This is a genomic window from Mesorhizobium sp. WSM3873 (assembly GCF_001672445.1).
Lineage (GTDB): Bacteria > Pseudomonadota > Alphaproteobacteria > Rhizobiales > Rhizobiaceae > Mesorhizobium.
In genome coordinates, this window is record NZ_LYTM01000031.1 from 1 (window position 1) to 14,166 (window position 14,166).

Here is a 14,166-nt window from a genome sequence, read left to right on the forward strand (position 1 = left end):
CGACCGGAGCAACCGGCGCCACAGGTGCGACCGGCGCCACCGGCGATACCGGAGCGACGGGCTCGACGGGCGCGACCGGAGCAACCGGCGCCACAGGTGCGACCGGCGCCACCGGCGATACCGGAGCAACGGGCTCGACGGGTGCGACTGGAGCAACAGGCGCGACTGGCGCCACCGGTGATACCGGAGCAACCGGCTCGACCGGTGCGACCGGTGCGACCGGAGCAACCGGCGCCACAGGCGCGACCGGAGCAACAGGCGCGACTGGCGCCACCGGCGATACCGGAGCAACGGGCGCCACCGGCTCGACAGGTGCGACCGGCGCAACCGGCGCCACAGGTGCGACCGGCGCCACGGGTGATACCGGAGCAACGGGCGCGACCGGTGCGACCGGAGCAACCGGCGCCACAGGTGCGACTGGCGCCACCGGCGCCACAGGTGCGACCGGAGCCACCGGCGATACCGGGGCAACGGGCTCGACTGGAGCAACCGGCGCCACAGGTGCGACCGGCGCCACCGGTGATACCGGAGCAACGGGCGCCACCGGCGCCACCGGCGCGACGGGTGCGACCGGTGCAACCGGCGCCACAGGTGCGACCGGCGCCACGGGTGACACCGGAGCAACGGGCTCGACGGGTGCGACCGGAGCAACCGGCGCCACAGGTGCGACCGGCGCCACGGGTGACACCGGAGCAACGGGCTCGACGGGTGCGACCGGAGCAACCGGCGCCACAGGCGCCACCGGCGCGACCGGCGCCACCGGCGATACCGGAGCAACGGGCGCCACCGGCGCGACGGGCGCGACCGGAGCAACCGGCGCCACAGGTGCGACCGGCGCCACCGGCGATACTGGAGCAACCGGGGCCACTGGCGCGACCGGCTCGACTGGAGCAACGGGTGATACCGGAGCAACGGGTTCGACCGGGGCCACTGGGGCGACTGGAGCAACCGGCGCCACTGGTGCTACGGGCGATACCGGCTCGACCGGCGCTACGGGTGCCACAGGCGCAACCGGTGCAACTGGCGCTACGGGCGATACCGGCTCGACCGGAGCAACCGGCGCTACGGGTGATACCGGAGCAACGGGCTCGACTGGAGCAACCGGCGCCACAGGTGCGACCGGCGCTACGGGTGCCACAGGCGCAACCGGTGCAACAGGTGCAACTGGCGCTACGGGCGATACCGGCTCGACCGGAGCAACCGGCGCCACAGGTGCGACCGGCGATACCGGAGCAACGGGCTCGACGGGTGCGACCGGAGCGACCGGCGCCACAGGCGCGACCGGCGCCACCGGCGATACCGGAGCAACGGGCGCCACGGGTGCAACAGGTGCGACGGGCGCGACCGGCGCCACCGGCGATACCGGAGCAACGGGTGCCACCGGCTCGACAGGTGCGACCGGCGCCACCGGCGATACCGGAGCAACGGGTGCCACCGGCTCGACAGGTGCGACCGGAGCAACCGGCGCCACAGGTGCGACCGGCGCCACCGGCGATACCGGAGCAACCGGCGCCACCGGCGCGACGGGTGCGACCGGAGCAACGGGTGCGACTGGTGCCACGGGCGATACCGGAGCTACAGGCGCCACCGGCGCAACAGGCGCGACCGGCGCTACGGGTGATACCGGAGCAACGGGTGCGACTGGCGCCACCGGTGCCACCGGCGCAACTGGTGCAACCGGCGCTACGGGTGATACCGGAGCAACGGGTGCGACTGGCGCCACCGGCGATACCGGCGCTACCGGCGCAACAGGTGCAACCGGCGCTACGGGTGATACTGGAGCAACGGGTGCGACTGGTGCCACCGGCGATACCGGAGCAACCGGCGCCACCGGTGCGACCGGCGCTACGGGTGATACCGGAGCAACGGGTGCGACTGGTGCCACCGGCGATACCGGAGCAACAGGTGCGACTGGCGCCACCGGCGATACCGGAGCTACAGGTGCCACCGGCGCCACGGGCGATACCGGCTCGACTGGAGCAACGGGTGCGACCGGCTCGACCGGAGCGACCGGGGCTACGGGTGCAACCGGCTCGACTGGGTCGACAGGTGCGACCGGCGCTACGGGTGCCACAGGCGCTACCGGCTCCACAGGTGCGACCGGCGCGACCGGAGCAACGGGTGCGACAGGTGCCACCGGCGCAACGGGTGCGACTGGAGCTACCGGAGCAACGGGTGCCACAGGTGCGACCGGCGCGACTGGAGCAACGGGTGCCACCGGCGCAACAGGTGCGACCGGAGCCACCGGCGCGACTGGAGCAACGGGTGCCACCGGCGCAACAGGTGCGACCGGCGCCACGGGTGCGACCGGCGCGACTGGAGCAACGGGTGCCACCGGCGCAACAGGTGCGACCGGCGCCACGGGTGCGACCGGCGCGACTGGAGCAACGGGTGCCACAGGTGCCACCGGCTCGACCGGAGCGACAGGTGCAACTGGAGCAACGGGCGCTACCGGCTCAACTGGAGCAACGGGAGCAACCGGCTCGACCGGAGCGACCGGCGCTACGGGTGCAACCGGAGCAACCGGTGCGACTGGAGCAACGGGCTCGACCGGAGCAACCGGTGCGACCGGAGCCACGGGTGCGACTGGAGCTACCGGAGCAACTGGCGCGACCGGAGCGACCGGCGCTACAGGTGCGACCGGAGCCACAGGTGCCACGGGCTCGACGGGTGCGACCGGAGCCACCGGCTCGACCGGAGCAACGGGTGCTACCGGCGCGACTGGAGCAACGGGTGCGACAGGTGCGACCGGCGCTACGGGTGCGACAGGTGCGACCGGCGCCACGGGTGCGACCGGCTCGACCGGCGCCACGGGTGCCACCGGCTCGACTGGGGCGACCGGCGCTACCGGCGCGACCGGAGCAACGGGTGCGACTGGCTCGACCGGCGCTACAGGTGCGACCGGAGCGACAGGTGCAACCGGCGCCACGGGTGCGACTGGAGCAACCGGAGCTACCGGCTCGACGGGTGCGACCGGAGCCACCGGTGCGACTGGAGCAACTGGCGCGACTGGAGCGACCGGCGCTACGGGTGCCACTGGCTCGACCGGAGCAACCGGCGCGACTGGAGCAACGGGTGCGACTGGAGCTACCGGAGCAACGGGCTCGACCGGAGCAACCGGCTCGACCGGAGCGACCGGCGCTACGGGTGCAACCGGAGCAACCGGCTCGACAGGTGCGACCGGAGCCACCGGTGCGACTGGAGCAACGGGCTCGACCGGAACAACCGGTGCGACCGGAGCCACCGGTGCGACTGGAGCTACCGGAGCAACTGGCGCGACTGGAGCGACCGGCGCTACGGGTGCCACGGGCTCGACCGGTGCGACCGGAACTACCGGCTCGACCGGAGCGACCGGCGCTACGGGTGCAACCGGAGCAACCGGCTCGACAGGTGCGACCGGAGCCACCGGTGCGACTGGAGCTACCGGAGCAACTGGCGCGACCGGAGCGACCGGCGCAACGGGTGCAACCGGCTCGACGGGTGCTACTGGGCCGGGCGGCGCAACGGGCCCGACCGGAGCGACCGGCCCCGGCGGCGAGACCGGTGATCGCGACAAAGGCAACAACGGCCATGGCAATGATCCTGACCACAACGACAGCAGCAATCCTGGGAAGGGACATCCCAAAGATGGCACTGATGCCGATGGCTCGCCTGGCCATCGCACCGCCGCGGTCACGGCCAACTCGCTCGGGCTCAAGGACACGACGCAGTTCCTGCAATCCGGCTCGACCGACAGTGATGCCGTCAGCCATGCGTCGTTCCGTCAGCTTGTCAGCCAGGCCGCCGGTTCGGTGACGACCGACCTCCTGAATGTTCTCACCACGATCAGGGGATTTGGTCAGAACCAGAACAAGCCGTTGGGTGCAAGCACCGACCTGACCTCGGATCAGAACAAGCAGGGTGCCGGCTTCGCCAACAGCGACGACACGGTGAAGAAGGCGCTGAAGGACATTCTGAAGCCGCATGACTGAGCATGAGTGAAGAGGAATGGCGACCGGACAGACGACGATAGAAGCCGGTCCAAAGCTGAGAAGCGGGCGCGCGGGCTTTGCCGAAAGGCAAGGCCTGCGCGTTCGGCCTTTCCGAGTGGTTAAGGGGCTCGCGCGACCGACCGCCGTGGAGTATCATCAGCGCCACCAGAGATTCCGGCGGGACTGGTCCGCCGCGGGCAATGTCGAACCACCGCCTGCCTACCCGAAGGCGAGTCCATGGTGAACGTTCCTGGGAGTGCTGAAATCCAGCCTGTGGAGCTGCGTGCCGGGACCGCGGCCGACCCGACCGGCATGCCCGGCGGCACCAGCGAAACGGGGCGGAGCCCCGGTGGCCCCGCCGAGTTCGACCAGGTCGGGCCGCGCCTCAAGGCGATGCTCCGGGTCGCCCGCTATCACGGTATCGAGCTCGATCCGAACGAATTCAGGGCAGCGAGCGCAGGCCCGTTTCCAAGCGCTACCGACCTGTCGGAATGGGCGCAGAACGGCGGCATGTGGTCCCGGGCAGTGCGTGTTCGCTGGTCACACCTGTTGCGCTTTCAAGATACCGGACCGGTCGTTCTCTTGTTCAGCGACGGCGGCGCCGGTCTCCTCACCGGGGCGAGCGCCGAGCGCAACGTGGTCTTCCTCAAAAGTCCGGAAGCGCCCGACGATGGTCCATCCACCGCTGTCGACGAGTTGCGCCTGTCGCAGGTGTGGACGGGCGAGGCGGTGCTGCTGCGAAACGCGCGATCCTATGTTGCCGCGGATGCGCCTTTCACCCTTCGCTGGATCGCCGAACTGGTGCGGCTCGAAAGCCGGCCGCTTCGCGACGTGGCCATCGCCTCCTTCACACTCAGCGTTCTGACCATTTTGCCGCCGCTCATCGTCATGACGGTGGTCAACAAGGTATTGCAATTCAACAGTGTCTCGACGCTGATACTCTTGTCGGCCATCGTCGCTGTCGTCTTCGCATACGAGACGCTCCTGGGCCACGCGCGGCGACTGATCATCAACGTCGTCGGAGCCCGCCTGGACACCAAGCTGCAGCTGCACGTTTTCAGCCGGCTGCTGCGCCTGCCGCTCGACTATTTCGAGCGCCATCCCGCTGGCGAGACAATGTACCACCTCGCGCAGGTCTATCGGATCCGCGAGTTTCTGACGGGCAAACTGCTCGGCACGTTCCTGGATCTGATCACCCTCTGCGTGCTGCTGCCGGTGATGTTCTATATCAACGTGACGCTTGCCTGGATCGTCGTTGCCTGCGCAGCGGTGATCATGCTGATCATCCTTGCCTTCCTGAAGCCGCTGCGCCGAAGGTACCAGCGGGTGATCGAGGCCGAGACATGGAAGTCGGCGGCGCTGGGCGAAACCGTTGTCGGCATAAAGACCGTCAAGGCGCTTGGGCTCGAGCCGCAACGCAAGGCGCTTTGGGACGAGCAGGTGGCGGAGGCGGGAAGCGCGCGTCTCTCCTTCGGGCAGTTCGCCAGCTGGCCGCAGACCCTGGTTACGCCCATTGAACGCGTAATGGTGCTCGGCACCATGCTGATTGGCGCCTATCTCGCGATGAACGACAGTTCCGGCTATATGGTCGGCGGTCTGTTCGCCTTCATGATGATCTCCCAACGCGTCGCGCAGCCGCTGGTCGGGTTGGTGCGGCTGATTGAAGACTACGAGGAGGTGGGGGCGGCAATCGGCGAGGCGGCATCCGTCCTTAACCGGCCGTTGGAGACGAGTTCGAACTCCCTCGGTCTGCGGCCAAGGCTCCTCGGCGAAGTTACATTCAGCGATCTGACGTTCAGCTACATCGGTACCAAGACGCCCGCCCTCGACCGGGTCAGCTTCCACATTCCGGCTGGGACCATGTTCGGCATTGTCGGGCGGAGCGGGTCGGGAAAATCGACCATCGCGCGGCTGCTGCAGGGGATCAACCGGGATTACAGCGGGTTCCTGAAGCTGGACGGCGTCGACCTCAAGGAAATCAACCTGCGTCATCTTCGCCAGGGGCTCGGCGTGGTCCTCCAGGACAATTTCCTGTTCCGCGGGTCGATCCGCGACAACATCATCGCCGGCCGCGCAGGCTTGACGCTGTCCGATGCCATGCGTGCCGCGCATCTGGCCGGCGCGGAAGAATTTATCGAACGCATGCCGAACGGATACGATACCTACATCGAGGAAGGTTCGCCCAACCTGTCGGGCGGTCAAAAGCAACGGCTGGCGATCGCGCGCGCCCTCATCCACGATCCGACCATCCTCATTCTCGACGAGGCCACCAGTGCTCTCGACCCGGAAAGCGAAGCGGTCGTCAGTGCCAATCTCATGCGTATCGCCAGCGGGCGCACCATGATCATCGTCTCGCATCGGCTGTCCTCGCTCACCGACTGCGACCAGATCCTGGTCATGGAGCAGGGCAAGGTTCTCGACGTCGCATCGCACACCGTCCTGCTCGAACGATGCGGGCTCTATCGCCAGCTGTGGTCGCAGCAGAACCGACATTTGGACAATCGCGGCGGTCGGCCGGCGGCCGTGCCGCCGCGATTGGTTTGATGATGCCGTGCCGCAGCGGGATCGAGATTGAAATGGTGGTTCTCGCCAAAGATGACTTGGATACGAGGTCCGGTAAGCCATGAGTAGCACCTCGCTCACCGTCCGCCAGGCTCGCTGGCGCCGAGCGAAAACGAACGATCCTACGACGCCGGCCATACTCGAGTTCCAATGGCCGTCGACTGCCGTCTCCAATGCGCCGATTCCTGGGTCGGCGCGCGGCATCGTATGGATGATTTCGAGCCTCGTGATCGTCTTGATCACCGTGGCCGGACTGATACCGGTCGACCAGGTCGTGACGACGAGGGGGCTCGTGGTTTCACAATCGCCCAACATCATAGTGCAGCCGCTGGAGACGGCGATTGTCCGCTCGATCGAAGTGCGCGAAGGACAGCATGTGCAGGCCGGCCAATTGCTTGCGCGCCTCGATTCGACCTTCGCCTCGGCAGACCTGCAGGCCTTGGCCATGCAGGTCTCTACGCTTGAGGCCGAAGTGGCACGGTTGAAGGCGGAGGCCGACGGCAAGGAGTTCAACTATGACGGCCTCGACCCCAGCTGGACCCTGCAGGCCTCGATCTTCGAGCGCCGCAAGGCGGTCTACGAGGCCAAGCTGGAGAATTTCGATCGGCAAAGCGATGAACTCAGTTCGGTGATCACGCGCGCGCAATCTGATGCCGCTGGCTACCGGCAGCGGCTCTCCGTCGCGGCATCGATAGAACAGATGCGCAAGCAGCTGGAAGAGAGGCAGGTCGGGAGCCGCCTCAATACCCTGCTGGCCGAGGACAATTCGGCCGAAATGTCGCGCGCGCTCGGCAACGCCGTGCAGACGGCGGAAGCTGCCAGGCGCCAGCAGGCTGCGGTGGCCGCCGATCGCGCCGGCTACATTCAAGGCTGGCGCGCGGAAGTCTCGCAAGGTTTGTCGGAGGCGAGCTCTCGCATGTCCGACGCTCGCGAACTCTTCAACAAGGCAAAGCTGCGCAAGCAACTGGTCGAGCTGAAAAGCGAAGGAGATGCCATTGTCCAGTCCGTTGCAAAAGTGTCGGTCGGCTCGGTCCTGCAGTCGGGCGAGCGCCTGATCACGCTGGTGCCCGCCAAGGCGCCGCTCGAGATCGAGACAAATGTCGTCGGCCGAAGCAGTGGCTTCGTCCATGTCGGCGATCCCGTCGTCATCAAGTTCGATACGTTCCCCTATTCGCAATACGGCCTCGCTCACGGCACCGTGCGCACGCTCAGTCCGGATTCCTTCTCCGCTCAGGAGAAAGCCCGCGATCCAGACAGTTCGCTGGCAATGCTGCCCTCGAACACAGAACCGTTCTATCGGACGCGCATTTCCATCGATCAGGTCGCGCTGCATGACGTACCCGCTGGGTTTGCCCTAACCCCTGGCATGCCGGTGACCGCCGACGTTCAGGTCGGCCGGCGCACGGTGCTCAAATACATGCTTGGGGTGATGCTCCCGATCGGCCAGGAAGCGATGCGCGAGCCGTAGTCCGCAGCTCAAGAGGAACCGGAGCAGCCAGAGGCTGGCATCGATGACAATTCTGGATCGCCTGACTGGTTTGGCTAGCCCATCCGTAGCATTGCGCAGGGGGATCCAGCTTGTTGAAAATGGCAAGCCCACCGAAGCCTTTCCGCTCTTCGCCGCGGCTGCGCGCGCGGGCATCGGCCAGGCCGAGTATCGGGTCGCGCGTTGCTATCTCGAAGGTTCCGGCGTGCCGCCCAGCCGGGCAGAGGGGACGCGCTGGCTGCGGCGAGCAGCGGATCACGGGAGCGCTGATGCGCAGGCGCTTCTCGCCGCACTTTACGTGACCGGGATGGCGACAGCCGAGGCTGACAAGGGCTCCGAGTCGGAACGCCTGTTCTTCGAGGACACCACGAGCGAGCCAGACTTTGCGTCAGCGCTCGACCTTGCCACGAAGGCGGCCGAGGCGGGCTCCGCCACCGGCCAGGCACTCCTCGGCTACATCCTGACCAGCGGTCCCGAACCAATGCGCGATGCGGATGCTGCCTACAGGTGGTACGAGCGGTCGGCCGCGGCCGGCTGCGCCGAAGGAAGCCTTGGTTTTGCCCTGGCGCTGGCACGGCGGGGTCTGTCGGCAGACCGGTCCAGGATTGCCGATGAGGTCCGGCGGGCGGCGGACGCTGGCTTGCCGACGGCAATCTATCTTCTCGCGATCCTGACCGAACACGGCCGCGGCGTCGCAGGCGACATTGCGGGTGCGGCGCGATTATACCAGTCAGCTGCGGAGAAAGGGCTTCCTGCGGCCCAATTCCGATTGGGTCTGGCGCTTATCGACGGGAGCCTCGGCGATCAGGATCCTGTGACCGGAGAGGCCTGGATACGGCGTGCGGCATTGGCGGGCAACGTCGAGGCGGCGAATCTTCTCGGCGATCGTAACGTGAAGAGCCGGCCGCCGGACTTTTCAGAGGCGGCAATTTGGTATCGTCGTGCGGCCGAGGGGGGTCACCAGGCCGCCGCTCGCGCGCTGGCCTCTCTCTACCTGACGGGAAACGGTGTCGCCAGGGACGAGCAAGAGGGGGCGCATTGGCTGCGCACCGCCGCAAGCAGCGGGAACCGGGCAGCGCAAGTCGATCTGGCCAATCTTGTTCTTCAGGGAGCCGGCGAGCCGGACGATATCGCGAGCGTAGCGGGGTGGTTCGAGGCAGCCGCATTATCGGGCGATCTTATCGCCGCCTTCAATCTCGGGCTGTGTTTCGCTAAAGGCGTCGGCGTGCACCAGGATGAAACTCGCGCCGCGCAATGGCTGAGGCGCGCGGCTGAAGGCGTGGCTGAGGCTCAGTACATGTATGCGCGCATTCTCAGGGACGGGCGCGGCGTGGCTGCCGACGCGCAACAGGCTCGTGCCTGGTTTGCCCAAGCGGCCGAAGGCGGCATGCTCGATGCGCAAGTGGCACTTGCTGAGATGCTGCTCAATGGCAGCGGAGGCAAACGCTCTCCCGAAGCCGCAATACAGCTGTTCCGACGGGCTGCTGCCGACGGCCATGCCGGCGCAATGTTTGCTCTCGGCGCGCTGCAGAGCTCCGGCGAGGGACTGCCGGTCGATCACGTGGCGGCGCAGAAATGGTTTGCGGCCGCGGCCGAGCGTGGGCACGGGCAGGCCCAACTGATGCTCGGCCGATATTTCTCGAAGGGCCTAGCCGGAGAGCACTACCCGGCAGTCGGCCGCCTTTGGCTCGAGCGAGCGGCGGCGCAAGGTCTTGAGGAAGCGGCCGACGAACTTTCCGAATTGGCCGGCTGAGGCATTCATTGCCAAGGCTTAGCACCGGCATCGGCCGCCCCCACTACTGCGCGCCGGGCGTCCACTCAGGCAGCGGCGCAAGGCTGTGGTTGAACTGTTTCCACCACATGGACTTATCGATCTCGCAGCAGGCGAGAAGCAGGGCGTGCGCCTTCTCGAAAGCCTGGGTCGCGATTTCATCAAACGTCATCTGCGCGTCGTACGGGACCGACACCACGAGTTCCTGACCGGTTTGCGTGCCGCCTTCGTCGACCTGAAGATAAAGCCAAACGACGAAATGCGCGCCCTGGCCACTCGCGTCGGCGTTGCCGATCTTGATACGGTCGATGCCTGCTGCAGTGACTTTCATGCCGAAGTCCTTCATTTTGGGATTCATGGAACTCCAGAAGTTCGCAGCAATGAGAAAGGTTCCGGGACCGCTGTTCCTATGGTGAAGCATTGATAAAGAGGTACCACCTGGCTGCCGGGCGGGACGCAAGCGGCTCACGCGCGCACAAAGCCCTGGTCGCCCGATCGTCGCCGACCCAGCAGCGGTCGTTCGACGATGCGCGTTGCGATGGCCGCTGACGGCGCGATCTAAGACAATCCAGCGTCTTGCCCTGCTGGCGGCGCCGTCTGATGGCGAGCCAGGAACGCGCCTTGCCAGCGAAGTTTCGCGCGTCGCCCCCGTCGACCCATCAACCGCGCTGCGAAGGCTTGTTAGCGGTCATTGCAACGCACAGCGATGGCACGCGTTTTGTTGATGGCAGAGCGGTGACCCTTGTGAGCACCGCTTCATAGGCTGACAAAACGGAGGCGTTAGGTGGCTAAGTTCAAAGAAGCCCTTGAGCGCGGCAAGAAAGCTCCTCGCCATGAAGAGGAGGATGCGAATGCCACGGTGCCGGATTTCGGCACCCAAGCCAGGGCCTGGCTGGACGATGTCGTTGTTGCGTCGTTGGTAGCGGCCAAGGCAGAAGTGTCGGGCGAGATGACGATCGACATAGACACCGCTCCGCGGGGCCGTGACAAAGCGCTGACGCCCTCAGTTCGGTTTCGAATCTACCGAAAGCCGGAAGTGAAAAACACCGCCGGAAGGGTATTCACCGTCAACGTTCACGTCAGTGGGGAGGTTTCGGTTTCTTCACCCGGTATGGTGGCTGAGGATGTTGGAAATATAGGGAACAGGTCCGGCGAGAGGTTTCGCAATTTGGTTGTCAAGCTGATCGAAGACGCTGCTAGGGACTTGAGCTAGCCCGACTGTCATGCTCGATTGGTCGACCGGGCCGAGGAGATCCCACCTCAGGCTGGCTTTCTGGTCGTCAGGCAGAAAATCTTTCACCGTCAAGCGTGACCTCGATAGTGACGCCGGCGGGGTCCCAGTTTCGCTCGACTCGGCCAAGCTGGCTCGCGGCGACGCGGACCAGGCGGCTCCCGAAACCTTCTTCTTCGGTTGCGACGGGAGCGGGTCCTCCAATCTCTCGCCATTGAATAAGCACCTTGCCGTCCCGATTGGCGCAAGCGATCTCTATTGAGCCGGTGGCCGCCGAGAGGCTGCCATGTTTGGCGGCGTTGGTGGCGAATTCGTGCAGCAGGAGGGAAAGTGGCGTGATCATTGCCGCGGGCACGGGAATATCGATGCCGGTGATCGCGAAGCGGGGATGCTCATCGGCCACATGGCGGTATGGCGCGAGGATCGCGTTGACCAATGTATGCAGGCTCGTGGAGACCTGAGCAGAGCGGCCACCCGACGTGAGCATCGTCAGCGCATGCGCCCGCGCCAAGGCGCCGAGGCGGTCAGACACGATCGAGGCGAGCGCCACCGGCGTTTCGGCGGCTGAGGCGCTCAATTTGACGATCGAGCTTGCGATGGCGAAGAGGTTCTTCACACGGTGATCCATCTCGCGGAGCAGTATCTCCCGCTGCTCTTGCGCGCGCAGCCGCTCGGAGATGCCGCGGGCGATCTTGGACGCACCGACAATTGTGCCCGACGCGTCCGCGATGGGGGAAACGGTCAAAGAGATGGGAACGATGCTGCCGTCCTTGCGCAGGCGAACGGTCTCGAAATGCTCGACATGCTCTCCATCTCGAATGCGCGCCAGAATATCCCGGTCCTCGTTCCGGCGATCGGGCGGTATCAACAACATGAGCGAACGACCGACAATTTCCGCGCGGGGGTAGCCGTAGAGCCGCTCGGCGCCACGGTTCCAGTCCGTGACGATGCCGTCCGGATCCGTCGCGATGATCGCGTCGTCCGAGGATGCGACAAGCGCGCTCAGCCGCGCCGCAGTGGTTTCCGCCTGGTCCCGTTCGATCGCAAACCCGAGCTGGCGGGCAATGGTCAACGCAAGTTCGCGTTCACGATCGGTGAAGCTATGGGGTGCTGGGTAGTAGACCATGAACTTGCCGATGAGCTCGCGGGAGCTGGCAAGCGGGATAAAGGCCAGCGCTTCGATGCCTTCGCCGAGGACCGTGTCGATGAGTTGCTGAGATTCACCGCTGAAACGAATATCCTCGACAAAGATGGGCTCGGCGTCGCGCTGATCGGTTGTCCACGGCGTGTGGCCGTTGACAGCCTTGCGGTATTCCTCAGACAGTGAGCGCCACGCGACGAAGCTCATGACGCCGTGGTTGTCAAATCTCAGGATCGAGGCGCGCGACGAACCGAGGGCGTCGCATATGGCATCGAGGGCCGCATCGTAGATCTCGACGAGGCCATGGGCGCGGTAAAGTCGGTCGGTGAGGCGAAAGAGGACGGTTTGCTCGCGGGCAATATCGCCGTCGGCTTGCTCACGCTGGCCGCGCCCTGTGGCCGTAACACTCATAGCCCCTTGCTGCATCGAGTCCTTGACCCAACCGCCTAACGCAGCACCGCGTCGATCGCCCCCTTCGACCGCCGGGTACGATCCCCGACCATGCTCGACAATATGCGCTTTGCGCGGTTTCGCAATAGGACTTGTGTCGCGTTGCGGCGCGGCGGCTGGTGTCGCCGACGAGCCGCGAGCGGCGCCCGTCTAGCGGCTTGAGCCAAATGGCAATTCGCGATCCCAAATCAGGTGCCTACCAGGCCGCGCCGTACTCCGACGCTCGCGGCATATAAAGCTTCCGCGGCCGGCCCAAAACGGAAGCCTCGCGCGCAGACTGGCGCCTCAGCGCCTTTGCTTGGCAATCCTGCCGGCGATCGCCGCGCCCTGGATGCGCGCATTGGCGAAGCAGCCGCGAATGCTCGGCCGCATGCCGGTGAACCAGAGGCCGGGCAGTTTCGGGTCGTTCGCCGGGCCGTTGAACAGCGGCACCCCCTTGGCATCGAGCACCCCGAGCCTGCCCACCATCGCCTCCAGCCCGGTGCGGTAGCCGGTGGCGGCAATGACGATGTCAGGCGCGATCGACTGGCCGCTTTCGAGAACGACGCCGTCGTGCCTGAATTCCTTGACCTGCGGCACGACGATGATGCGGCCGGCCTTGATCGCGTCGACCGCACCGTCATCGGCGGCGATCGCCGTATAGTCCGAGCCGAGGCGGCTGGCGCCGCCCGACGGGGCGGGGGGCAGGCCGTACCTCCCGAGATCGCCGAAGACCAGCCGCTGCGTCGCCGCCATCACCGCATCGGCGAGCCGGGCAGGCAGTCTCGCCATGACGGGCGAGAAACGATGCACGGCGATCTTGCCGATGCGCTTGGGCAGCAGCGACGGCCCGTTGCGCGCCGAGAGCCACATCTGCCCGGTCTCGACCCCGGAAAGATGGTTGAGCGCGTCGAAGCCGGAATTGCCGGCGCCGACCACCAGCACTTTTGTCCCAGCATAGTCGCTCGCCCGGCCGAAATGCGCCGAATGGACGATCTTGCCCGAAAAATCCTTCATGCCTTTCCAGGCCGGGATAAAGGGTTGTCGGTCGCGCCCGGTGGCGATCACCACGTGGCGCGCCGCTCGCGGTCCCGTGCTGGTCTTCAGCAGCCAGTGATCGCCGCGGAAATCGATTTCCTCGACGACGACGCCGAAGGCGATCGGCAGCCGGTGCGTCTGGGCGAAGTCGTTGAACAGGCGGATCACCGCGCTGCGGTGCGGAAAGGCGGGCGTGCCTTGCGGAAATGAAACGCCGGGCAGCGTTGAGAGGTCGCGATGCGTGTTGAGATGCAGGTTCTCATGGCGGTGGTGCCAGGGCTCGGCCAGCCGCCCCTCGCGCTCGAGGATCTCGGTGGCGATCCCGGCTTCGATCAGGGCGTAGGCCGCCGCCAATCCGGCCGCGCCGGCACCGATCACGATCGCGCCTTCGAGGATCGCCGGCTCGCCGGTCCAATCCGACGAGATTTCCGCTTCCATGCCCATTCTTGTCTTTATCGTCGTCATGGCTCTCACGTGCCACGGCCATGTATCCGACATATGCCGCTGACGAGGCAATGGGAATAGGCCGTGGTTGCA

General features: G+C 66.2%; 7 protein-coding genes and 1 pseudogene. 5 read left to right on the forward strand and 3 right to left on the reverse strand.

Annotated features, from left to right (window positions below; translation table 11 throughout):
* The 4 genes and pseudogenes from A9K71_RS19125 to A9K71_RS19140 form a co-directional block, all read left to right on the forward strand.
* Positions 1-3,971 (forward strand): annotated as a pseudogene (locus tag A9K71_RS19125) (hypothetical protein); the annotation flags it as partial.
* Between the two features lie 237 nt (positions 3,972-4,208).
* Positions 4,209-6,515 carry a peptidase domain-containing ABC transporter gene (locus tag A9K71_RS19130; protein WP_066999216.1) on the forward strand — a complete coding sequence of 769 codons (2,307 nt, stop codon included), beginning with the start codon at positions 4,209-4,211 and terminating at the stop codon, positions 6,513-6,515.
* 79 nt (positions 6,516-6,594) lie between these two features.
* Positions 6,595-8,001: an HlyD family type I secretion periplasmic adaptor subunit gene (locus A9K71_RS19135; protein WP_066999218.1), complete on the forward strand. Its 1,407-nt coding sequence runs from the start codon at positions 6,595-6,597 to the stop codon at positions 7,999-8,001.
* A gap of 43 nt (positions 8,002-8,044) precedes the next feature.
* Positions 8,045-9,772, forward strand: coding sequence for an SEL1-like repeat protein (locus A9K71_RS19140; RefSeq protein ID WP_066999220.1), 1,728 nt, complete (start codon positions 8,045-8,047; stop codon positions 9,770-9,772).
* 43 nt (positions 9,773-9,815) lie between these two features.
* Here the strand turns inward: A9K71_RS19140 and A9K71_RS19145 are convergent, their stop codons facing one another.
* Positions 9,816-10,136, reverse strand: a complete 321-nt coding sequence (locus A9K71_RS19145; RefSeq protein WP_128373245.1) for a hypothetical protein — start codon at positions 10,134-10,136, stop codon at positions 9,816-9,818.
* A 438-nt stretch (positions 10,137-10,574) separates the two neighbouring features.
* Here A9K71_RS19145 and A9K71_RS19150 point away from each other — a divergent pair, with 438 nt between their 5' ends.
* Positions 10,575-11,003: a hypothetical protein gene (locus tag A9K71_RS19150; RefSeq protein ID WP_066999225.1), complete on the forward strand. Its 429-nt coding sequence runs from the start codon at positions 10,575-10,577 to the stop codon at positions 11,001-11,003.
* A 67-nt stretch (positions 11,004-11,070) separates the two neighbouring features.
* Here A9K71_RS19150 and A9K71_RS19155 read toward each other — a convergent pair whose 3' ends face one another.
* Together A9K71_RS19155 and A9K71_RS19160 are read right to left on the reverse strand one after the other, a co-directional pair.
* Positions 11,071-12,573: a PAS domain S-box protein gene (locus tag A9K71_RS19155; RefSeq protein ID WP_066999228.1), complete on the reverse strand. Its 1,503-nt coding sequence runs from the start codon at positions 12,571-12,573 to the stop codon at positions 11,071-11,073.
* Positions 12,574-12,897: 324 nt separating this feature from the next.
* Complete coding sequence (locus A9K71_RS19160) at positions 12,898-14,067, reverse strand: NAD(P)/FAD-dependent oxidoreductase (protein WP_066999231.1); 1,170 nt, start codon at positions 14,065-14,067, stop codon at positions 12,898-12,900.
* Positions 14,068-14,166: the final 99 nt, after the last annotated feature.

Excerpts from the sequence above, each read along its gene's own strand:
- A9K71_RS19130 (WP_066999216.1), top strand. The coding sequence starts at position 4,209 with ATGGTGAACGTTCCTGGGAGTGCTGAAATCCAGCCTGTGGAGCTGCGT.
- A9K71_RS19135 (WP_066999218.1), top strand. The coding sequence starts at position 6,595 with ATGAGTAGCACCTCGCTCACCGTCCGCCAGGCTCGCTGGCGCCGAGCG.
- A9K71_RS19140 (WP_066999220.1), top strand. The coding sequence starts at position 8,045 with ATGACAATTCTGGATCGCCTGACTGGTTTGGCTAGCCCATCCGTAGCA.
- A9K71_RS19145 (WP_128373245.1), bottom strand. The coding sequence starts at position 10,136 with ATGAAGGACTTCGGCATGAAAGTCACTGCAGCAGGCATCGACCGTATC.
- A9K71_RS19155 (WP_066999228.1), bottom strand. The coding sequence starts at position 12,573 with ATGAGTGTTACGGCCACAGGGCGCGGCCAGCGTGAGCAAGCCGACGGC.
- A9K71_RS19160 (WP_066999231.1), bottom strand. The coding sequence starts at position 14,067 with ATGGAAGCGGAAATCTCGTCGGATTGGACCGGCGAGCCGGCGATCCTC.